19 protein-coding genes and 1 pseudogene are annotated in these 19572 nt (G+C 68.6%); 12 read left to right on the top strand and 8 right to left on the bottom strand.

The window, feature by feature from the left end:
* Positions 1-15 precede the first annotated feature (15 nt).
* On the top strand, positions 16-201 hold the full coding sequence (locus tag OXS27_RS08560; RefSeq protein WP_267355474.1) for a hypothetical protein: 186 nt from the start codon (positions 16-18) through the stop codon (positions 199-201).
* Here OXS27_RS08560 and fae read toward each other — a convergent pair whose 3' ends face one another.
* Both fae and OXS27_RS08550 read right to left on the bottom strand, forming a co-directional pair.
* On the bottom strand, positions 202-741 hold the full coding sequence (fae, locus tag OXS27_RS08555) for a formaldehyde-activating enzyme (RefSeq protein ID WP_020092273.1): 540 nt from the start codon (positions 739-741) through the stop codon (positions 202-204). It abuts the gene before it with no gap.
* A 64-nt stretch (positions 742-805) separates the two neighbouring features.
* A complete protein-coding gene (locus tag OXS27_RS08550; RefSeq protein WP_267355473.1) occupies positions 806-2047 on the bottom strand; it encodes a divalent metal cation transporter in 1242 nt (413 codons plus the stop codon).
* Between the two features lie 78 nt (positions 2048-2125).
* Between OXS27_RS08550 and OXS27_RS08545 the strand changes: the two genes are divergently transcribed.
* Positions 2126-2341 (top strand): hypothetical protein, encoded by a 216-nt coding sequence (locus tag OXS27_RS08545; protein ID WP_243918793.1) that lies wholly within the window; start codon positions 2126-2128, stop codon positions 2339-2341.
* A gap of 10 nt (positions 2342-2351) precedes the next feature.
* On the opposite strand, the gene OXS27_RS08540 is transcribed toward OXS27_RS08545, so the two are convergent.
* Positions 2352-2819, bottom strand: a complete 468-nt coding sequence (locus tag OXS27_RS08540) for a hypothetical protein (protein ID WP_267355472.1) — start codon at positions 2817-2819, stop codon at positions 2352-2354.
* Positions 2820-3205: 386 nt separating this feature from the next.
* Between OXS27_RS08540 and lexA the strand changes: the two genes are divergently transcribed.
* Positions 3206-3934, top strand: a complete 729-nt coding sequence (gene lexA / locus OXS27_RS08535) for a transcriptional repressor LexA (protein ID WP_243918794.1) — start codon at positions 3206-3208, stop codon at positions 3932-3934.
* Here lexA and OXS27_RS08530 read toward each other — a convergent pair.
* Positions 3928-6197, bottom strand: a pseudogene (locus tag OXS27_RS08530) (ComEC/Rec2 family competence protein). The gene lexA and the pseudogene OXS27_RS08530 sit on opposite strands and share 7 nt — an antisense overlap.
* Before the next feature lie 181 nt (positions 6198-6378).
* Between OXS27_RS08530 and gltX the strand changes: the two are divergent.
* The 3 genes from gltX to OXS27_RS08515 all read left to right on the top strand — a co-directional run bounded on the left by gltX (position 6379) and on the right by OXS27_RS08515 (position 10290).
* Positions 6379-7806 (top strand): glutamate--tRNA ligase, encoded by a 1428-nt coding sequence (gltX, locus tag OXS27_RS08525; protein WP_267355471.1) that lies wholly within the window; start codon positions 6379-6381, stop codon positions 7804-7806.
* Between the two features lie 236 nt (positions 7807-8042).
* Positions 8043-9332: a citrate synthase gene (gene gltA, locus OXS27_RS08520; RefSeq protein WP_243918801.1), complete on the top strand. Its 1290-nt coding sequence runs from the start codon at positions 8043-8045 to the stop codon at positions 9330-9332.
* 52 nt (positions 9333-9384) lie between these two features.
* On the top strand, positions 9385-10290 hold the full coding sequence (locus OXS27_RS08515) for an AlkA N-terminal domain-containing protein (protein ID WP_267355470.1): 906 nt from the start codon (positions 9385-9387) through the stop codon (positions 10288-10290).
* Positions 10291-10872: 582 nt separating this feature from the next.
* Here OXS27_RS08515 and parC read toward each other — a convergent pair.
* Both parC and recO read right to left on the bottom strand, forming a co-directional pair.
* Entirely contained in the window at positions 10873-13119 is a 2247-nt protein-coding gene (gene parC / locus OXS27_RS08510; protein WP_267355469.1) for a DNA topoisomerase IV subunit A, read from the bottom strand.
* A gap of 109 nt (positions 13120-13228) precedes the next feature.
* Positions 13229-13948 (bottom strand): DNA repair protein RecO, encoded by a 720-nt coding sequence (gene recO, locus OXS27_RS08505; RefSeq protein WP_267355468.1) that lies wholly within the window; start codon positions 13946-13948, stop codon positions 13229-13231.
* 130 nt (positions 13949-14078) lie between these two features.
* On the opposite strand from recO, the gene OXS27_RS08500 reads away from it, so the two are divergent.
* Positions 14079-14480: a hypothetical protein gene (locus OXS27_RS08500; protein ID WP_243918809.1), complete on the top strand. Its 402-nt coding sequence runs from the start codon at positions 14079-14081 to the stop codon at positions 14478-14480.
* Between the two features lie 19 nt (positions 14481-14499).
* Positions 14500-15195: a gamma-glutamylcyclotransferase gene (locus OXS27_RS08495; protein ID WP_267355467.1), complete on the top strand. Its 696-nt coding sequence runs from the start codon at positions 14500-14502 to the stop codon at positions 15193-15195.
* Between the two features lie 3 nt (positions 15196-15198).
* Here the strand turns inward: OXS27_RS08495 and OXS27_RS08490 are convergent, their stop codons facing one another.
* Positions 15199-15342, bottom strand: a complete 144-nt coding sequence (locus OXS27_RS08490) for a hypothetical protein (protein ID WP_243918813.1) — start codon at positions 15340-15342, stop codon at positions 15199-15201.
* A gap of 276 nt (positions 15343-15618) precedes the next feature.
* Here OXS27_RS08490 and OXS27_RS08485 point away from each other — a divergent pair, with 276 nt between their 5' ends.
* The gene (locus OXS27_RS08485; RefSeq protein ID WP_267355466.1) at positions 15619-16242 is read left to right on the top strand and encodes a hypothetical protein; all 624 of its coding nucleotides are present in this window, start codon (positions 15619-15621) and stop codon (positions 16240-16242) included.
* A 55-nt stretch (positions 16243-16297) separates the two neighbouring features.
* On the opposite strand, the gene OXS27_RS08480 is transcribed toward OXS27_RS08485, so the two are convergent.
* Positions 16298-17329 (bottom strand): LacI family DNA-binding transcriptional regulator, encoded by a 1032-nt coding sequence (locus tag OXS27_RS08480; protein WP_267355465.1) that lies wholly within the window; start codon positions 17327-17329, stop codon positions 16298-16300.
* A 206-nt stretch (positions 17330-17535) separates the two neighbouring features.
* On the opposite strand from OXS27_RS08480, the gene OXS27_RS08475 reads away from it, so the two are divergent.
* From OXS27_RS08475 to OXS27_RS08465, 3 genes are read left to right on the top strand one after another with little or no spacing between them, the layout of a single operon-like run.
* The gene (locus OXS27_RS08475) at positions 17536-17862 is read left to right on the top strand and encodes a hypothetical protein (RefSeq protein ID WP_267355464.1); all 327 of its coding nucleotides are present in this window, start codon (positions 17536-17538) and stop codon (positions 17860-17862) included.
* A gap of 9 nt (positions 17863-17871) precedes the next feature.
* Positions 17872-19221 carry an alpha-glucosidase/alpha-galactosidase gene (locus tag OXS27_RS08470; RefSeq protein WP_267355463.1) on the top strand — a complete coding sequence of 450 codons (1350 nt, stop codon included), beginning with the start codon at positions 17872-17874 and terminating at the stop codon, positions 19219-19221.
* Between the two features lie 31 nt (positions 19222-19252).
* Positions 19253-19399: a hypothetical protein gene (locus OXS27_RS08465; protein WP_243918824.1), complete on the top strand. Its 147-nt coding sequence runs from the start codon at positions 19253-19255 to the stop codon at positions 19397-19399.
* Positions 19400-19572 lie beyond the last annotated feature (173 nt).

Raw genomic sequence — 19572 nt, 5'->3', positions numbered from 1 at the left:
GCGGGCTACGAGGCCTTGCCGCTCTGTCAGGCCGCGCTCCTGATCGAACAGAAGAGCCCCGCACTGACCCTGTCGGTGCAAATCGGCCAGACCTGGACCCTCATCCACCTGACCTGGGATGACCGTCTGGTCCTCCCCGGCTTCGGTCTCGACTGCGCAGTGGCCGATCTCTGCGCCCGCACGCCCGTGGCGCGGCGCTGATCAATATTCGATCACGCCGTCCAGCGCGTAGTGCTTCACGGTTTTCCGGTTGGCGATCAGCTCGTCCACCGTCGGCTCGCCCTTAAGGGCGCGGGCGATGGCGAGCTTCGTCGCCTCGTAGTTGGTCCGGTAGAGGTCCTTCTGGTCGAGGTTATCGTCCTCGGCGCAGCGCTGATCGAGCCAGATCATGATGATCATGCACAGCTCGTCGAGCCCGTCCTTCGGCAGGATACCCTCGATGATGCAGTCCACGATCGCGTCGCCGGTGGCCGCCTGGACCACGCCTCCGAGGAGTTCGGCATACTCGGCCGTGTGGATCGTGACCTTGGTGGTCATCATCGTGGCGGGGCGCACGAGCTGGTTGAGGTCGCGGACAACGAACATCCGGGTGTGGCCCTGCACCTGACCCATCATCGACGCGAAGGCCTGGCCCACCGGACCGCGCACGGAGCCGATCAGCACCTCTGGCATCGCGTCGGTGTACTGGCCCTCGGCCGCCAGCACCGTGGCCTCGCCCGTACGGAACCAGATCTCTTGCATGTGTCGACTCCACCGTCTCGGAAGACCCGGGGGAGACATCATCGGGCCGCGCGCGTCAATCGCTTCAGAGCAGGCCGACCGCGTCGAGCACACCGACCAGCGCGAAGGCAATGGTGACGCCCGAGACGACGTAGACCACCCACTTGTAGGCGCCCTCGACACGCTTGCCCTCCGGAAGGGCGCGGGTGGCGAGCAGGATCAGGAAGCCGAGCGCGAGCGGCAGGAGCAGGGCGTTCATCACTTCGACGGCGATGTTGAGCGCAACCAGATTCGGCACGAGCTGGACGGCCACCGCGCCGGCCGCCACCACCAGCGCGAAGGCGCCGTAGAAGGCGGGCGCTTCCCGGGGCGATTGCTCCAGGGAATGCGGCTTTCCCATCACGTCGCCGAAGCCCCAGGCCAGCGCGAGGGCGACCACGTTCAGCGCCACGAAGGCCGCCGCGATGATCCCGACCCCGAACACCATCTGCCCGAGCCACGGCCCGAGCGCCGGCGTGAAGGCGCCAGCGAGATCTCCTACTGTCTCCAGCCCGTTCTTCGTGCCCTGCCCGGCCTTGCCGATCGTGGCGGCCGCCGCGATCAGGATCGCCCCCATCACGCATTGCGAAATCACCGCACCCACGAGGGTGTCGATCCGCGAGTTCCGCGCGTGGTCCCAGCCGAGGCCTTTGTCGACAATCGCCGATTGCTGGTAGAAAATCATCCACGGCATGATCACCGCGCCGATATTGGCGGCGATCAGCACCCGGTACTGACCATCACCGAGCGGTATGTGGGCGAACGACGTGGCGATCTCGCCCAGATTCGGCCGCGCCGCGATGGCGAGGCCGATGAAGACCAGCTCGAACAGGCCGACCGCCAGCGCCACCACCTCGACGCGCCGGTAGCTGCCGGTGAAGACGAGCCCGAGGAGCAGAAGGGCCGGCAACCCGAGGCTCACGAGCCGCGGCACCCCGAACAGGTCGCCGATCCCCGCGATGCCGGAGAATTCGGTGACGATGGCGCCGATCCCGGCGACCACGAGGCCGCCATACGAGATCCAGGCCCAGACCGGCCCGTAACGCGCGCGGATCAGCTCGCCATGGCCACGGCCCGTGGCGGTGCCGAGCCGGACCGTCAGCTCCTGGACGACGTACAGGATCGGGATCAGCAGGATCTGCAGGAGCAGCAGCGAGTAACCCCAGCGGGCGCCGCTCTGGGCCGCCGTGATCAGGCTTCCGACATCCGTGTCGGCGAGCATCACGACGAGTCCGGGGCCTGCGGTCTTGAGGAACGCGTTCAGGCGAGGCAGGGAGGCGCTGGGCACGGCTCGGGAACAGGCCCGGGTCAGGGCGGTTCCGGCGGGCGCCTGCGGCGTTTTCCCGGCACGCGGGAGGAGTATGCGATGGCACAGGGCACGGATCGGGGCTCGGGCTGGAGCCTTCAGGCGAGCGCCGTGCCCGATGGGGTGCGGCTCGAACTCGCCCTGTCCGACCTCGGCGGCGGGCCGGTTACCGCCGCAATCGTGCTGGACCGGGCCGAGGCCCGCGCCTTCGCGCGTGCCCTCCTGGCCGCGGCCGGCGACGCGACAGAACGCACCTTCCCGAAGCCGGGGACCTGAGCGGGCCGGCTCAGCGCTGGGCTGCACCCGGGTTGCGGCCCGGCAGGCGCGGCACCACCGTTCCGCGCCGCTCGACCGGCACGTCGCAGGCGTAGGCGAACTCGGACTTCAGCGAATCGAACACGGTCTCGCCGGTGATCCGGCAATCCTCGCGCACGGTCTCGTCGAGATAGGCGCGGGCGGCCGTGCGGAAGCGCGTCACCCGGGTCGCACCCGGCTCCGGATCGATGCGGACCTCACTCAGGTTGCAGCCGGCATATTCGCGCAGGGCGTTGGAGACGACCAGCATCCGGCGCAGCTGCCGGTTGTCGTAGACCTCGTAGGGTTCCTTGCAGCCGATCGTGACCACCTGCGGCGTGAGCGCCACGTAGTTCCGGGAGATGTAGGCGAACCCGGTGGTGCAGCCGGCAAGCGCCGAACCCAGGATCAGGGCGCCGAGGGAGAGCCGGAGGTGCCCTGGAGCCGCGCGCTTTTGCATCCTCGTCATCCCAAGCCAGATACCGCCCCGCTCCCCGGCGAGGCGCGGAGTGCATTGAAACGGCTCCGCTTGTGCCGTCAATGCGTTTATGGTTCGCATCGCCCGCGCCGGGTGGGACTCAGCTCCCTGGCGTCCGGCACGGGTTCGGCATGTCCTTCGTCCCGGGCCTGGAGGCCTGACCGGCAACGACGGTGTGCGTCACAACTTCGGTGCGGCAGGCCGGGGGCGCACCGCGTTCGAACCGGCCGAGGATCGACAAGATCGTCGATCGACCGGACAGCGTGGCCATAACGCGCTTGCAGAACACTTGCGGAACGTTTAACCTGTTCGCGATTTGTTTCAGAGGCCGCCTCGGGGCGGTCCGCAAAGTCGCGAGGCCCCCGTCGATGCTCACGCGCAAGCAGCTTGACCTCCTGCGGTTCATCCAGAGCCGCGTGCAGGAATGCGGCGTTCCCCCGTCCTTCGACGAGATGAAGGATGCGCTCGATCTCAAGTCAAAGTCGGGCATCCACCGGCTTATCACGGCCTTGGAGGAACGCGGCTTCCTGCGCCGGCTGCCGAATCGGGCGCGCGCCATCGAGGTGATCCGCATCCCCGAAAGCCTGGCGCAGGCGGCGGCGCCCACTCCGGAGCCGCGCCGCTTCACCCCAAGCGTGGTGGAGGGCGGCAAGTCCCGACAGCCGGCGGCGCCTCCCATGCCGGCGAGCGCACGGATGATCGACGATTCCGGTCGGGCCATCTCCATCCCCGTCATGGGTCGGATTGCGGCAGGAACACCGGTCTCGGCGATCCAGAACCAGAGCCACGCCATCACGCTGTCGCCGGACTTTCTCGCGGGCGGTGAGCACTACGCCCTGGAGGTGCGAGGCGATTCGATGGTTGAAGCCGGGATCCTCGACGGCGACCTCGTGGTGATCCGCAAGCAGGACACTGCCAATACCGGCGACATCATCGTGGCGTTGATCGACGACGAGGAGGCGACGCTCAAGCGCCTGCGCCGCCGCGGCTCTTCGATCGCCCTGGAGGCTGCCAACCCGGCCTACGAGACCCGCGTCCTGGGCCCCGACCGGGTCCAGATCCAAGGCCGGCTGGTCAGCCTCGTTCGACGCTACTGAAGGGGTTCGGCGGGGGCGTCGATCACGACGTCCGTCGCCGGGGCCTGTGGCGTTTCGGGTAACGCCATGCCGCCGGCTGCTCCGATGGGGGAATCCGTCGATTCGAGACGCGTACGAGCAGGCCTTGGACGCCAGGGGGCGGACCGGCCGTCGCCGTGGGCGGTGCGCATCGTAAACCCGTTTCCATCAGCACGCAGGGCGACGGCCCCGTGCATGGCCAGCATCCGGCGATCGATCACCAGAGGCCCCGTGCAGGTCGGCGGCGCCGCGAGGCTCGTGATCAGCACGGCGGCCCGGGCACAATCCTCGGGGAAGGCGCGCCGATCGCGGACCAGGGCAACGGCCCGTCCGTCCGGGAGAAGCGCGGTACAGCCGAGCCGGTCGCAGCGGCCGCCCGGCGCCGCACCGGAGCCGCGGTCGAGCCGCCGCCCGTCGCCATCCGCCTTCAGCCATTGCTCCAGCACGAAGCCCGAGGGGCTGCCGAGGATCGCGAGCCGGCCATCCGGGCCGCGTACCGCGGCGCCCCAGCCCTGCCGGTCGACATAGAGATCGTGGCGCTCCGGTTGGGCCATCAGGCCAAGCCCGAGCAGTACGGGTGGCAGGGCAAGCCAGCGGAGCTGCGAAACCGGTAGCGTTGCCAGGAGCAGCGCTGCCGTCAGGGCGGCGAGGGCCCCGGTGCCGAAGGCTGGCACCACCACGCTGGCCCGCTCGAACCCGGCGATCCAATGCGAAATCGCCAGCATGCCGCCCACCGCCTGCCCCATCAGCCACCAGACCGGCCGGTCGAGGGCGAAGGGATAGGCAATGCACCCGATCACGGCCGAGGGCATCACCACCAGCGAGACGAGCGGCAGGGTCAGAGCGTTGCCGATAAGGCCGAAGGGCTGGATCGTCTGGAAGTGGTAGGTGGCGAAGGGCGCGGTCGCGATCTGCGCCACCAGCGTCGTCGCCAGGGTGCCGGTGACCGCCGACAGGCCGGTCCCGACGAACCGGCCTATCCGTCCCGCCCCGGGCCGTACGAACAGGCGCCCGTCGATCAGCCGCGCACAGGCGATCAGCCCGGCCACCGCGCCGAACGACATCTGGAAGCTCGGGCCCAGCAGCCCTTCCGGTTCACGGGCCAGGGCGATCAGGGCGGCCAGTGCGAGGTTGCGCATTGACAGGGCTGGCCGGTCCGCGAGAATCGCGCCCAGCATGATCAGGGTCATGATCAGCGAGCGCTCGGCGGCGATGTCCCAGCCCGAGAAGGCGCAATAGCCGCTCACCCCCACCATGGCGAAGCCGGCCGCGATCTTCTTGATCGGCCAGAACAGGGCGCAGTGGGGGACCAAAGCAAGGAAAGCCCGCACTAGCCAGAACACCACGCCGGCGGCCAGCACCATGTGGAGGCCCGAGATCGAGACCACGTGGTAGATCCCGGCGGCGCGCAGGGCATCGTTGCTCGCCGGACCGATCAGCCCACGCTTGCCGGTCACCAGGGCGGCCGCCACGGCCCCCGCCTGGCCACCCTCGGCCTCGGCGATCCGGCGGGTCAAGACGTTGCGGGCCTCGTCCAGCATCGCGGCGAGTAGCAGGCGCAGGGGCGGCGGTTCCGTGGGGGCCGGACCGTGACCGCGCCGACCAGCGAGCCGACCGCGCCGATCCCCTGAAAATACGCATCCCGGGCGAAGTCGTAGCCGCCGGGTCGGGCCGCCTCCGGGGGTGGCAGCAGGCGTGCAGTCGCCGCGATGGTCTCGCCCGGCCTCGGGATCGGCGTCTTGCGGAACGAGACGCGCACCCGGGCCGGCCGCACCTCGGGCCTGAGCCCAGCAAAGCTATCCACCCGAATCACCAGCCGGGCGCCGACCTCGCGCTCGTCGAGCGCCTCAATCGTCCCGGTGAGCGGCCCGATCGTGGTCCGCGCCAGGATCGGCGCGGCCACCTGCGCGACGCGCCAGGTCGCCGCCGCGAAGCCAAGGAACGCGAAGCCCGCCGCGAGCGTCAGCGCCATTGCCACCGGCCGGGCCCCTAGGAACGGCACCGGCGCGAGCGCCAGCGCGGCCCCGATCAGCGGGGCGGCCAGGACGGGCGTGCCGTCCACGACCCCGAAATACAGCAGGATCCCGGCCCCGAACGCCACCGCCAGCCAGGGGAACAGGCGGCGCTGCTCGGCCTCTCGGGCAAGGCCCTCGGCCACCCAATGCCGGAAAGCCGGAAGCGCGGGCGCATGCGGAGCGGCGAGCACAAGGGTGCCCCCCGTCAGCCTCGCGCCGATCCGCCGCATTGCCCCTGCCCCGATCCGCGCGACCTGTCTTCGGCGGCCGGGCGATTCCCCGGGCGATTCTTAACGCATCCGCAGCCCCGTGCTACAGGCGGCGCTTCGTGCTACGGGCGCCCTTTCGAGCGTGCCCGTGTCGAGCTCACCGTCCCGCGCTCCCCGCCTCGCCCCCGAACATACCGGACCGATGTCCTCAGCCGTCGTCACGCGCTTCGCCCCCTCGCCTACCGGCTACCTGCATATCGGCGGGGCCCGGACAGCGCTGTTCAACTGGCTCTATGCCCGTCACACGGGCGGCCGGATGCTGCTGCGCATCGAGGATACCGATCGGGAGCGCTCGACCAAGGGCGCGATCGACGCGATTCTCGATGGGCTCACCTGGCTGGGCCTCGACTGGGACGGCGACGTGGTGTTCCAGTTCGCCCGCGCCGAGCGCCATCGCGCCGTGGCCGAGGAGTTGCTGGCCGCGGGGCGCGCCTATCACTGCTACGCCACCGCCGAGGAGCTCACGCAGATGCGCGAGTCCGCCCGTGCCGAGGGGCGGCCCCCGCGCTACGACGGCCGCTGGCGCGACCGCGACCCCTCCGACGCACCCGCCGGGATCAAGCCGGTGATCCGTCTGCGCGCGCCTGCCGAGGGCGAGACCGTGGTGGAGGACGCTGTCCAGGGCCGGGTGACCTGGGCCAACAAGGATCTCGACGATCTCGTCCTGCTGCGCTCGGACGGAACGCCGACCTACATGCTCGCCGTGGTGGTGGACGACCACGACATGGGCGTCACCCAGGTGATCCGTGGCGACGACCACCTCACCAATGCCGCCCGCCAGGCCCAGATCTTCTCCGCGCTCGGCTGGGACATCCCCAAGATGGCCCATATCCCGCTGATCCACGGGTCGGATGGGGCCAAGCTGTCAAAGCGCCACGGGGCGCTCGGCGTCGAGGCCTATCGCGATCTTGGCTACCTGCCGGCGGCGCTCCGCAACTACCTCGTGCGGCTCGGCTGGAGCCATGGCGACCAGGAGGTGTTCTCCACCGAGGAGATGATCGCGGCCTTCGATCTCGGAGCGGTGGGGCGTTCGGCGGCCCGGTTCGACTTCGCCAAGCTCGCCAACCTCAACGGCCTCTACATCCGCGGCAGCGCCGATGCCAACCTCGTTGCGGCGATCGAGACGATCCTGCCACAGGTCGGGCCCGAGCGCGGCCTGTCGGCGCCGCTGCCGTCGGATCTTAAGGACAAGCTCACTCAGGCCATGCCGGGGCTGAAGGAGCGGGCCAAGACCCTGATCGAACTCCTCGACAGCGCCTACTACCTGTATGCCCAGCGCCCATTGGGGCTCGACGATAAGGCCCGCGCGCTTCTCTCCGATGAGGGTCGCGCGCGCCTTGCCGGCGTCAAGCCGGCCTTGGAGGCGCTCCCCGAGTGGAGCGCGACCTCGACCGAGGGCGCAGTGCGCCAATACGCGGAAGAAGCCGGCTGCAAGCTCGGGCAGGTCGCCCAGCCCCTGCGGGCGGCGCTCACCGGACGCACCACCTCCCCGCCTCTGTTCGACGTGATGGCGGTGCTCGGTCGGGACGAGACCCTGGCTCGCCTCGGTGATCAGGCCCCGCAGGTCTGAGGCCTCTTGGGAACCGCGGGTTCCGGCCCGGATTTCGCATGATGCAATTCGTTTGACGAATTCGCTTGGCGTCGGGGTTCGGTTGTCACCGACCCCGTTGCTGCTGCAGTGCCGTTTGGGTAACCCATGCCAGTGAGCACCCGCAGCATAACGCGGTGTGCTTGAGGCCCCCGGGGCCGATTCGGCGCAGCCCGAGTCCGGCATCCGCCACGTCGCCAGAGAAGGGTCCACGATCCATGAGCGCACCCAGCACCATCACCGTGGACGGCAAGTCGATCGAATTGCCGGTGAAAACCGGCACGATCGGACCGGACGTCATCGATATCGGCAAGCTCTACGCCCAGACCGGCGCCTTCACCTTCGATCCGGGCTTCACCTCGACGGCTAGTTGCGAATCGAAGATCACCTACATCGACGGCGACGAGGGCGTGCTGCTCTACCGCGGCTACCCGATCGAGCAGCTTGCCGAGAAGGGCGACTTCCTCGAGACCTGCTACCTGATGCTGTTCGGCGCCCTGCCGACCGCCGGCCAGCGGGCCGATTTCGAGTATCGCGTCACGCGCCACACCATGGTGCACGACCAGATGAACCGGTTCTTCACCGGCTTCCGGCGCGACGCACACCCGATGGCGGTCATGGTCGCCTCGGTCGGCGCCCTCTCGGCCTTCTATCACGACTCGACCGACATCACGGATGAGAGCCAGCGGCTGATCGCATCGATCCGCATGATCGCCAAGATGCCGACGCTCGCCGCGATGGCCTACAAGTACTCGATCGGCCAGCCCTTCGTATATCCGAAGAACGACCTCGATTACACATCAAACTTCCTCCGGATGTGTTACGCGGTTCCGTGTGAAGAGTACGAGGTCAACCCGGTCTTCGCCAAGGCGCTCGACAAGATCTTCATCCTGCATGCCGACCACGAGCAGAACGCCTCGACCTCGACGGTGCGGCTCGCCGGCTCCTCGGGCGCCAACCCGTTCGCCTGTATCGCAGCCGGCGTCGCCTGCCTGTGGGGGCCGGCCCATGGCGGTGCCAACGAGGCGGCGCTCAAGATGTTGATGGAGATCGGCACGCCGGAGAACGTCGGCAAGTACGTCGCCAAGGCCAAGGACAAGAACGATCCGTTCCGCCTGATGGGCTTCGGCCACCGAGTCTACAAGAACTACGACCCGCGCGCCCGGATCATGCAGCACACCACCCACCAGGTGCTGAAGGAACTCGGCAAGACCGACGATCCGCTGCTTCACGTCGCCATGGAGCTGGAGCAGATCGCCCTGAAGGACGAGTACTTCATCGAGAAGAAGCTCTACCCGAACATCGATTTCTACTCGGGCATTACCCTCAAGGCGATGGGCTTCCCGACCGACATGTTCACGGTGCTGTTCGCGGTGGCCCGCACGGTCGGCTGGATCGCCCAGTGGGCCGAGATGATCGAGGATCCCTCGCAGAAGATCGGCCGGCCGCGCCAGCTCTACGTGGGTCCGGCCCAGCGCGACTACGTGGCGGTCGATCAGCGCGGCTGAGGCGGACCTGTCCTCGGAGAACACTGACGGGGCGGCCGAGAGGCCGCCCTTCGTGTTCGTGGAGGTGCCGGACGGGTTCGGCCTCCGCCTCCCCTACCACCCGCCCTACGACTGGGCGGCGATCCACGCCTTCCTGGGCAAGCGAGCGATCGCCGGCCTAGAGTCAATTGCGCCTGACGGCTCGGCCTACAGGCGCACGATCCGCTTCGCGGAGCGACACGGGATCCTGACGGTGGAGCCTGCTTGGGATCACCTTTGGGTCGCATTGCGCAGCATCGATCCCGTCCACGCCTCCCCGGTGGCCGAGCGTCTGCGCCGCCTGTTCGATTGCGACGCGAATCCGGCCGCCATCGCGGCGTTCCTCAATGCAGATCCGATCCTGGCCCCGATGGTAGCGGCACGGCCGGGCCTGCGCCTGCCGGGCGCCTGGGAGCCGTTCGAAACCGGCTGCCGGGCGATCCTCGGCCAGCAGGTCTCGGTGACGGCTGCGATCGGGCTCGCCGGCAAGCTGGTCGCGGCGTTCGGGACGCCGCTTGCCGCGCCAGTGGGCGGCCTGACCCACGTCTTTCCGGACCCGGCGGCGCTGGTCGAGGCGGATATCGCCCTGGCGCTCAACATGCCGCGGGCCCGCGGCGCGGCGATCCGGGCGCTCGCGGCGGCAGCGCTGAACGATCCGGACCTGTTCGCCCCGGCGGTGTCGCTGGACGCTGCGGTTTTGCGCTTCACGGCGATCCGCGGAATTGGGCCTTGGACCGCGCAGTACATCGCCATGCGGGCGCTCAAGCTGCCGGATGCTCTGCCGGTGGGCGATGTCGGACTGCTGCGGGCGCTTGAGGCCGGCGTCGGGCGGCCGAGCCCTGCTGAACTTTTGGCGCGCGCTGAGGCATGGCGGCCGTTCCGGGCCTACGCGGCTCAGTACCTCTGGGCGGCGGATGAGGCGGCTGTGAAGGGGCGGTGAGGCGAGCGGTAGGCTTCCTTTTCCGCATGGTGACGGCGGTTTAACTTATGGGCCGGCTGGGGGGCCTGGTTGATGTCGGAACTGGACTACGAAGCGCGCGACAAGCTCGTCGTGAACGAGCGCATCAAATTCTCCGCCACCTATGCCAACGGCCTCGCTATCGCAATCTTTGCCGTGGGCGGTTTTGCGCCGTTCATATCGACCGCCCTATCGGACCGTCCGCACTTCGAGCCCGTGCTCTTCGCCATGGTGGTTTGCTGGATCATGAGTGGTGCCATACATTGGTTTGTGAGGCGCACGCTTCGGGATCTTGGCCATGACGACAGCCCAGTTCCTTCTCCTGCTTGCTGTCCCGATTGGTGGCGGTGTGTTGGCCTTTGGCGCGCTCTGGCTCAATCACCGCTCGCACTGAGACGGGATCTGTCCCACCCGCGCCCTCATCCTGGGATGCCGGAGCGTAGCGGAGGCCTCGAAGCAGCCCTCCAGCCAGTCGCGCGATCCCTGTAGGCCTCCTTCGGGGCTGCTGCACAGCATCTCAGGGTAAGGGCGCGGGTTGGAAGCCCGTCACCATCCCTCCCCGCTTCACCGCCCGAACCGCTCGAACTTCGGGAAGCTGCGCGCCATCATCAGTCCGACCTCGGCGCGGTGGCCGATCCACTTCTCCAGCACCGTCGCGTTGGCGAGCCGACCTTCGGCTGAGCCGTCCTGCCAGGGCAGACCATCCGCCAGCTTGAACACGTGCGCGTCAATGAGCCCGCCGCTGCGGCAACGCTGGAGCCGGACGCCCTTGCCGCGGGCGAGTTCGGCTACCTCGGAGGTCGGGAAGATCAGCAGCAGCTTCTCGGTGTTGACCACCGCCACGTGGTCGCCGTCCGCCGGCACCAGCACAGCCGCTTTGGCGTCACCGTCGAGGCCTAGCACGCTCTTGCCCTTGCGGGTGTTGGCCACGAGCGCGTCGGCGGGCGCTATGAAGCCGCGCCCGTCGGAGCCCGCGATCAGCAGCTTGGTCTCCGGCCGGTAGGGCAGAGCCGCCACGATCTCGGTGCCGTCGTCGAGGTCAGCCATCAGCCGCACCGGATCGCCGAAGCCGCGCCCGCCCGGCAGCTTCGACGCTTCCAGCGTGAACACCTTGCCGTTGGTGGCCAGCAGCAGGATTTTTTGCGTGGTCTCGGTCGGGAAGGCGATCTTCAGGGTGTCGTCGCCCTTGAAGGCCACACCCGACAGGTCGGCGACATGGCCCTTCAGCGCCCGGATCCAGCCCTTGGTCGAGACGAGCACGGTGATTGGCTCACGCTCGACCAAAGCTGCCGTGAAGTCGATGCCGCCGACATCCGGCGGGCTCGCCAATTCCGTACGGCGCTTGCCCAGCTTGGTCTCGGGCCCAAAGGTCTTCTTCACGGCGCGGATCTGCGCCTGGATCGCCTTCCACTGCGCCGGCTCGGAGGCCAGCAGGGCGTCGATCTCGGCCTTCTCGGCGGTGAGCGCGTCCAGCTCGCGCTTCAGCTCCATCTCCTCGAGCTTGCGCAGGGAGCGCAGGCGGGTGTCGAGGATCGCATTGGCCTGGATCTCGGTGAGTTCGAACCGGGCCATCAGGGCGGGCTTCGGCTCGTCCTCCTCGCGGATGATGCGGATCACCTCGTCGAGATCGAGATAGACGATGAGCAGGCCGCCCAGGATCTCGAGGCGCCGGTCGATCTGCCCGAGGCGGTAGCGCGAGCGGCGCTGCAGTACCACGCGGCGGTGATCGACCCATTCCCGCAGGCATTCGGTAAGCCCAATCACCTTCGGCACGAGGCCGCCGACCAAGACGTTGAGGTTGAGCGGGATCCGCGCCTCCAGCTCGGTCAGCCGGAACAGCGATTCCATCAGGATCACCGGATCGACCGTGCGCGAGCGCGGCTCCAGCACGACGCGCACGTCCTCGGCGGATTCATCGCGCACGTCGGCCAAGAGCGGCAGCTTCTTCTCCTGCAGCAGCTCGGCCATCTTCTCGATCAGCCGGCCCTTCGGGATGCCGTAGGGGATCTCGGTGACGACGATGTTCCACGTGCCGCGGCCGAGATCCTCCTTGGCCCAGCGGGCGCGGACCCGGAAGGCGCCGCGGCCGGTGCGGTACGCTTCGGCGATCGATTCCGCCGAATCGACCAGGATGCCGCCGGTCGGGAAGTCCGGCCCCTGCACGAACTTGGCGAGATGCGCCGAGGTCGCCTCGGGATGGTTGATCAGGTAGAGCGCCGCGTCGCACAGCTCGGCGGCGTTGTGCGGCGGGATCGAGGTCGCCATGCCGACCGCGATGCCCTGGCTGCCGTTCGCCAGCAGGTTCGGGAAGGCCGCCGGCAGAACGATCGGCTCGTCCTTCTCGCCATTGTAGGAGGGCCTGAAATCGACCGTATCCTCGTCGATCCCGTCGAGCAGCAGGCGCGCGACCTCGGTGAGGCGCGCCTCGGTGTAGCGGTAGGCCGCTGGACCATCGCCGTCGATGTTGCCGAAATTGCCCTGGCCGTCGACCAGCGGGTAGCGCTGGGCGAAGTCCTGGGAGAGCCGCACCAGGGCGTCGTAAATCGCTTGGTCGCCGTGCGGGTGGAAGTCGCCCATCACGTCGCCGACGATCTTGGCGCACTTCTTATGCGCAGTGTTCGGGTCGAGGCGGAGCAGCCGCATGCCGTACAGGATGCGCCGATGCACGGGCTTCAGCCCGTCGCGGGCATCCGGCAGGGCCCGATGCATGATCGTGGAGAGCGCGTAGGCGAGGTAGCGCTCCTCCAGCGCGGATTTCAGCTCGACGCTCTCGATCCCGTCGCCGGACGGCGGCTCGAAGGGCTGGCCCATGACGACTCCTCAATTCAACGACATCACCGCGGCCCGTCAGCCGGGGGCCGCGCAACAGCGCCGACAACCCGAATCCGAGGCCGCGAAAATCTGGAACAGAACGCGAACACTAGCCGGCCTCGCAGCCGAGCGCAACGAATCGCGTCCGCTCTTCGGGGGCGCCGAGGCCATGCGGCCCCCAGACGTGCCGGTCGAGGAAGTATCCCGTCAAGGTAAACCCTTGTGCAACGCCGTCCGGGCCGGGGGAACCGCCCGCGTGCAGGAAGGTCGGGAGCGCCAGCAGGCGATCGCGAAACGGCTCGCCCGCCGAGGCGCTGACCGCCCGTCCGCTCTTCGGCGAGACGTAGGCGAGGGCGTCGTTGCCGCCGGTGGCCGCGCAGGCGGTGAGATCGAGGCCGAAGCCGAGTTCCGACAGGATCTCCAGCTCGAAGCGCACCATCAAGGGCGGCGCGATGGCGGGGTCGTCAAGGTGCTCGACCAGGATCCCCGCCGCCGCGTAAAGCGCCGGGTGCGGATCGCGCTCGGGCAGGAGCCGCAGCAGCGCCGCCAGATGGCCCATCCCGTAGAGCGCCAAGCCCGATCCGATCAGCCGGGAGACCTGTGATTCGAGGGGTTCCACCGCGAAGGCGCCGAGACCCTCGTCGAGGCGCGCCCGCCATGTCAGGCGCACGCGGTTGCCGGGTTGCAGCACCGGCTGCATCCGGCGCGAGCGGCCGCCATGCACCAGGCCGAGATGGCGCCCGTGAGCCTCGGTCATCGCTTCGAGGATGACGCCGCTCTCCCCGTGCCGGCGCAGGCCGAGCACCAGGGCGTCGTCGGTCCATTGCATCGAGTCACGTCATACGGTGGGAGGGGGCGGCTCGCGGCGGGCGCGATCCAGTGGAAGCCCTCATATAGGATGTTCCGGCATCCTGCGCCCGGTCCAGCCCCGGGCAGCCTTGGCGGTGTAGCCAAGCGGAATGCTGCCCCGCGCCGCCCTCGTCGCTCTCCTGTCCCTCGTCGCCGTCGGTGCGCAGGCCGCACCGCGGACGTCGAAGCCGGCGGCCGACGCGGCCCCCTCCCCGGCCCTGCTCCAGCGGATCGCCACGCTGGCGCTGAAGCAGGTCGAATTCGGTTCGGTGTCGCTGCTGCCGGTGCGGTTCGAGGGCAGCCGGATCGCCGGGCCGATCGAGGATGGGAGCCGGGTGATCTATTGCGTGTCGGGTCACATGTACGGCCGGACCTTCGGCAAGCCCGAGAAGCCGAAGGTGGTGTTGCGCTACGCGGACGACCGGCTCACGGTGCTCGACGACGACGAGGTCTGCACCGGGCACCGCACTCGCCCCTTCCCCGAACTCGACGCCTTGGGCAACAAGCGCTGAGGCCGCTGCGTTGAGGGTGATGCCGTTTCAGAATGCCCGAACCCTCGATCTCAGCCTCGACCTGATCGCCCGCGCCCATTCCGTCCCTGTGCCCGACGACCCGGACGCCCTCGCGGTGCTGTCGGACGCTGAGCTGGGGCCGGGCCTGGACGCGATCGTCGACGGCCGTGCGGGCAGCGCGGTCTGGGTGTTCGCCTACGGCTCGCTGATGTGGAATCCGGAATTCCCGGTGGCCGAGCGCCGGATCGGGACGGTCCGCGGCTTCCACCGCCGCTTCTGCCTGCTCCAGCGGCGCTTCCGCGGGACGCCGGAGCGGCCGGGCTTCGTCCTGGCGCTCGACCGCGGCGGCCTGTGCCGGGGCGTCGCGTTCCGCCTGCCCGATTCGGAGATCCGCGAGGCGCTGACGCCGGTGTGGCGTCGGGAGATGCGCGGTCGGGGCTACGTCGCCCGCTGGCTGCCGGTCGCCACCGAGGCGGGGACCGTCTCGGCCCTGACGTTCCTGGCGAACCGCGCCAGCGACCGTTACGCCGGCCGCCTGTCGGATCCCGAGATCGCCGAAAAGATCGCGGTTGCATGCGGCCATAAGGGGCCGAGCGCCGAGTATCTGTTCCGGACCGTGGAAGCCTGCGAACGGCTCGGCATCCGCGACCGGCACCTCTGGAGCCTGCAGGCCCTGGTGGCTGCGCGGCTCAGGGCCGGCGTCCCGGCGGCGTGAGGCTCAGGCCCAGGCGCGCTTCATCACGAGGGCGACACGACCGCCCGCGTGCTCCGCATCCGGGTTGCGCGGCTCCCGGATGCCGGGGGCGCGGCCGGTGGTGACGTAGACCAACAGGGTCAGGACGAGCAGGATTTTCGTACGCATTGGCGACGCTCAAGCTTGAACACCAGTGCATAGGATCGATCGGTTTTTACGGAGTTGCTGCAACGCACGCGGGTGCCGATGCCGCGCAGTTCGCGCGATGATGGTGAATAGAGCGTTGCCGCGGGAGTTCGATCGTCAGATGCCACGAGCCAAGAGGTTGCGTCGATCAACCGGCGAAACGCGATGCGGATCAAGACCCTAGCGGGACGGCCGGGTTCCGGTTTCGGGGGCGATGCGCTATGCCGCCGGCCCGAGATCTCCACAGGCGAGGACAGGATGCGGCTTCGGATCGGCGTGGGCTTGGCGATCGTGATCATCGCGGCCGTGGCCCTCCTCGCAGGACCGTTGCGCCGCGGCGAGCGGTTGTCCGACATCCTCACCGGGCGGACGCCCCTGCTGAACGGCGTCAGCCGGCCACCGGGAGGCAGCGCGGACCTCACCGGTGCCGCCGACCTGGGAACGGACCAGAGGTCGGTGACCCTGCACGTCGCCTGCGATCCAGGCGGTACCGGCCTGTCGGCTGCGCTGACCGTGCCGCGCTTCGCCGAGCTGGCGCCGCGCTTCGATTTCGGCGGGCTCGAAGGCTCCGGCGGCGAGACGCCGCTTACCGGAATCCTGGTTTCCGGCGCCGGCAGCGTGCGCTCTGTGCGCATGCCGGCCCAGGGCGCGGCGACCGGTGCGGATGCGGGCTTTACCCTGACGGTGACCGGGGCCCGCCGCGGCGAGGATCCGCTGCGCGGAATCGCGCTGGCGCTTACGCAACCCAGGGCCAAGCTGACATGGACCCAGGCGAGCCCGCGTTCCGGCGACCCGGCCCTGACCGCGACCTTCGCGCCGTCGGAGAGCGAGGCCGCCGCGCTGCAGGGTGCCCTCGGCGGGTGCCTCGCGGCGCCGTTCTGATACCACCGCGCCGTGTAGGACGGCCATCCGACCCGCCCGAGCCCGCCAGCGGTGATCAGGGCTTGGCGGACCCCGTCGAGGCGCGGATGATGAAATCCGGCTCCAGACGGACCCGCGGGATAGCCGGGCTGCGGCCGTTCAGCCGTTCGAACAGCATCTGCGTCGCGATCTGACCCTGGTGCACGCCATCTGTGCGGATGGTCGTGAGTGCGGGCGTCAGCCAGGGGGCGAAGGGCAGGTCGTCGAAGCCCACCAAGGATAGATCCTGGGGCACAGTGCGGCCGAGGGCATGCGCCGCGCTGAGCACGCCGATCGCGATCGTGTCGTTGCCGGCGAAGATCGCGGTGACGTCCGGACGTCGGTTCAGGAGCGCGAGGCCGGCGCGGTGACCGCTTTCCGAACTGAAATCCCCGACCTCGATCGCGTCCGCGTCCAGCGCCAGCCCATGGGCGTGCAGGCCGGCCTCAAGCGCAGCGAGGCGCGCTTCGGTGGCGATGAAACTGCGCGGTGAGAAGGTGATGGCGCCGACGCGTCGGTGGCCGAGGCTGACCACGTGATCGACCGCCTTCATCAGCACGGGGCGTGTCGCGAAGGTCACCGACACTTCACCCGGGTGACGGACGGAACCGACGAGGACGAGCGGAAAGTCCTTCTCGATCAATGAGACGAGCGCCGTATCCCCCGCTCTTGGATTGAGCACGATCAGGCCGTCGATCCGCCGGGACTCCACCAGATCGTCGTAGGTGCTTCCCGGGCCGCCGCTCTCCAGCCCCGCCACGAGTACATGCAGCCCGAGCTGCCGATTGGCCTTGTCGACCCCGTAGAGTACCTGGGTGACGAACTGATCCACCAAGAGGATGGAGGGATCGGAGACGATCAGGCCGATCGTCTCGCTCTGGCCGCTGACCAACATGCGCGCGGCCGAGTTCGGCTTGTAGCCGAGTTCGTCCACCGCCTGCAGCACCCGCTCCCGCGTCTCCTTCGCGATGACGATGCTCTCAGACCGGTTGAGAACGAGGGAAACGGTCGCCCGCGAGACACCGGCCCGGCGCGCCACATCGTGGCTGGTCACGCGTTTCGTCGGCATCCGTCGCCTCCGCTGATCTGCCCGGGGAGGCCGTGGCTCGCGATCGGCCCGCCGCGAAACCTTCAGTTCGGCCGGTACGCGACCTAGGTCTCGGACAGCCCGTTGACAACGCAAAATTCTCATGACGAGACATTAATAACACGTGTTAGCTAGCGCTTTGGCGCGAGCTGGCACGTGTCAATGCGAACCTCTGGGGGGTGGTTGGCATGGTGGGGACGACGCGATCCGTTTCGCTGATGCAGCGGCGGCAGAGGGAGGCTTTCATCGGCCTGTCCGTCGTCGTCTCCGCTCTTCTGGGCTCCCCGCTGTTCCACCGCCTGCCCAGGCTCAGCGCGGGCGCGATCGGTCCGACCGGCAGGACCATGATGCGGGCGCCGAACACCATCGGCCTCGACCATGACGCCCTGCTGCTTCTGGTGGACGTGAACTCCCGGCGTTTGGCCGGCGTCACGCGCACCGTCTGGCTGCGCGCGGTGGGCATCGCCGGCCAGCCGGAGGCACCTATCCCCTTCCCTCCTCCGACCGAGGCCTGAACGACTCCCATGCGCCGCCCCAGAATCACGTTCATCGGAGCCGGCTCGACCGTCTTCATGAAGAACATCATCGGCGATGTGCTGCATCGCCCGGCCTTCAAGGACGCCATCATCGCCCTGATGGACATCGATACCGAACGCCTCGCGGAGAGCGCGATCGTCGCCGGTAAGCTGGTGCGCGCCCTCAACGCCCGCGCCACGATCGAGACCTATGGTGACCGGCGCGCCTCGCTGGTCGGGGCGGATTTCATCGTGGTGGCGTTCCAGATCGGCGGCTACGAGCCCAGCACGGTCACCGACTTCGAGATCCCGAAGCGGTTCGGCCTGCGCCAGACCATCGCCGATACGCTCGGTGTCGGCGGCATCATGCGGGGCCTGCGCACGGTGCCGCAGCTCTGGGCTATCTGTGCCGACATGCTGGAGGTCTGCCCCAAGGCCATCCTTCTTCAGTACGTCAACCCGATGGCGATCAACACCTGGGCGATCGCGGAAAAATTCCCGCAGATCCGGCAGGTCGGCCTGTGCCACTCGGTGCAGCACACCGCCGAGGAACTGGCGCGCGACCTCGACATTCCCGTCGCCGAATTGCGCTACCGCACGGCGGGGATCAACCACATGGCGTTCTACCTGAAATTCGAGCGCCGGCTACCGGACGGCTCCTTCCGCGACCTGTATCCCGATCTTCTCGAAGGCTACCGCGCCGGTCGTATCCCGAAACCGTCGAGCTGGAATCCCCGCTGCCCGAATACGGTGCGCTACGAGATGTTCGCGCGGCTCGGCTACTTCGTCACCGAGAGCTCGGAGCATTTCGCCGAATACACGCCGTGGTTCATCAAGCAGGGGCGCGAGGACCTGATCGAAAAATACGGCATCCCGCTCGACGAGTACCCGAAGCGCTGCATCGAGCAGATCGCCCAGTGGAAGGAGCACGCGAAGGACCTTACCGGCGACGGCACGATCGTGGTGAAGCCGAGCCACGAATACGCCTCGTCGATCATGAACGCGGTCTGGACCGGCGAGCCTGCGGTGATCTACGGCAACCTGCGCAACAACGGCTGCATCACCTCGCTGCCCGATGCCTGCGCGGTCGAGGTGCCCTGCCTCGTGGATGCCAACGGCATCCAGCCGACCCATGTCGGGGCGCTCCCGCTCCAGCTCACGGCACTGATCCGCACCAACATCAACGTGCAAGAACTGACCGTGACGGCGCTGATGACGGAAAACCGCCAGCACATCTATCACGCCGCGATGATGGACCCCCACACGGCGGCCGATCTCGACCTCGACCAGATCTGGAGCCTCGTCGACCAGCTGACGGAAGCCCACGGCGCGTGGCTGCCGGACTGGGCACGCGCCTGACCGTCGGGCATCCGAACCCGGGGGCTGCGGCGTGCCGGGTGGGGTCCGCGAGCCGCGGGCGCTCTGCCTCTACGTGCGCTTCCTGAACCAGGACATCATCGATCTGAACGCTCGGGTGCCGGTGGGGACGCGGGCGGTTGTGCGGGCAGCCAACGGCTCGGTGCTCTCTGTCTTATGAACCGCGCCCTTTCCCGGACACCTGAAACGCAGTGAACGGTGATCCGAAATCCAGCATGTGAAGCGCCGCGCTGGCGGCACGACTTGATCCAGCTGGACGCTTCGCAACGTCTCGCGCTGGATCCTGGGTCGCATTCCGCTGACGCTCCATGCGCCCGGGATAGGGGTTGTCCC

Source organism: Methylobacterium sp. GC_Met_3 (assembly GCF_026540775.1).
Taxonomy (GTDB): domain Bacteria; phylum Pseudomonadota; class Alphaproteobacteria; order Rhizobiales; family Beijerinckiaceae; genus Methylobacterium.
Note: the sequence above shows the minus strand (reverse complement) of the source record. Positions and strands in the feature narration are given on the sequence as shown.

Coding starts and splice junctions, on each gene's coding strand:
- fae (WP_020092273.1), bottom strand. CDS start 741: ATGCAAGAGATCTGGTTCCGTACGGGCGAGGCCACGGTGCTGGCGGCC.
- OXS27_RS08545 (WP_243918793.1), top strand. CDS start 2,126: ATGGCACAGGGCACGGATCGGGGCTCGGGCTGGAGCCTTCAGGCGAGC.
- OXS27_RS08540 (WP_267355472.1), bottom strand. CDS start 2,819: ATGCAAAAGCGCGCGGCTCCAGGGCACCTCCGGCTCTCCCTCGGCGCC.
- lexA (WP_243918794.1), top strand. CDS start 3,206: ATGCTCACGCGCAAGCAGCTTGACCTCCTGCGGTTCATCCAGAGCCGC.
- gltX (WP_267355471.1), top strand. CDS start 6,379: ATGTCCTCAGCCGTCGTCACGCGCTTCGCCCCCTCGCCTACCGGCTAC.
- gltA (WP_243918801.1), top strand. CDS start 8,043: ATGAGCGCACCCAGCACCATCACCGTGGACGGCAAGTCGATCGAATTG.
- parC (WP_267355469.1), bottom strand. CDS start 13,119: ATGGGCCAGCCCTTCGAGCCGCCGTCCGGCGACGGGATCGAGAGCGTC.
- recO (WP_267355468.1), bottom strand. CDS start 13,948: ATGCAATGGACCGACGACGCCCTGGTGCTCGGCCTGCGCCGGCACGGG.
- OXS27_RS08500 (WP_243918809.1), top strand. CDS start 14,079: ATGCTGCCCCGCGCCGCCCTCGTCGCTCTCCTGTCCCTCGTCGCCGTC.
- OXS27_RS08495 (WP_267355467.1), top strand. CDS start 14,500: ATGCCGTTTCAGAATGCCCGAACCCTCGATCTCAGCCTCGACCTGATC.
- OXS27_RS08490 (WP_243918813.1), bottom strand. CDS start 15,342: ATGCGTACGAAAATCCTGCTCGTCCTGACCCTGTTGGTCTACGTCACC.
- OXS27_RS08485 (WP_267355466.1), top strand. CDS start 15,619: ATGCGGCTTCGGATCGGCGTGGGCTTGGCGATCGTGATCATCGCGGCC.
- OXS27_RS08480 (WP_267355465.1), bottom strand. CDS start 17,329: ATGCCGACGAAACGCGTGACCAGCCACGATGTGGCGCGCCGGGCCGGT.
- OXS27_RS08475 (WP_267355464.1), top strand. CDS start 17,536: ATGGTGGGGACGACGCGATCCGTTTCGCTGATGCAGCGGCGGCAGAGG.
- OXS27_RS08470 (WP_267355463.1), top strand. CDS start 17,872: ATGCGCCGCCCCAGAATCACGTTCATCGGAGCCGGCTCGACCGTCTTC.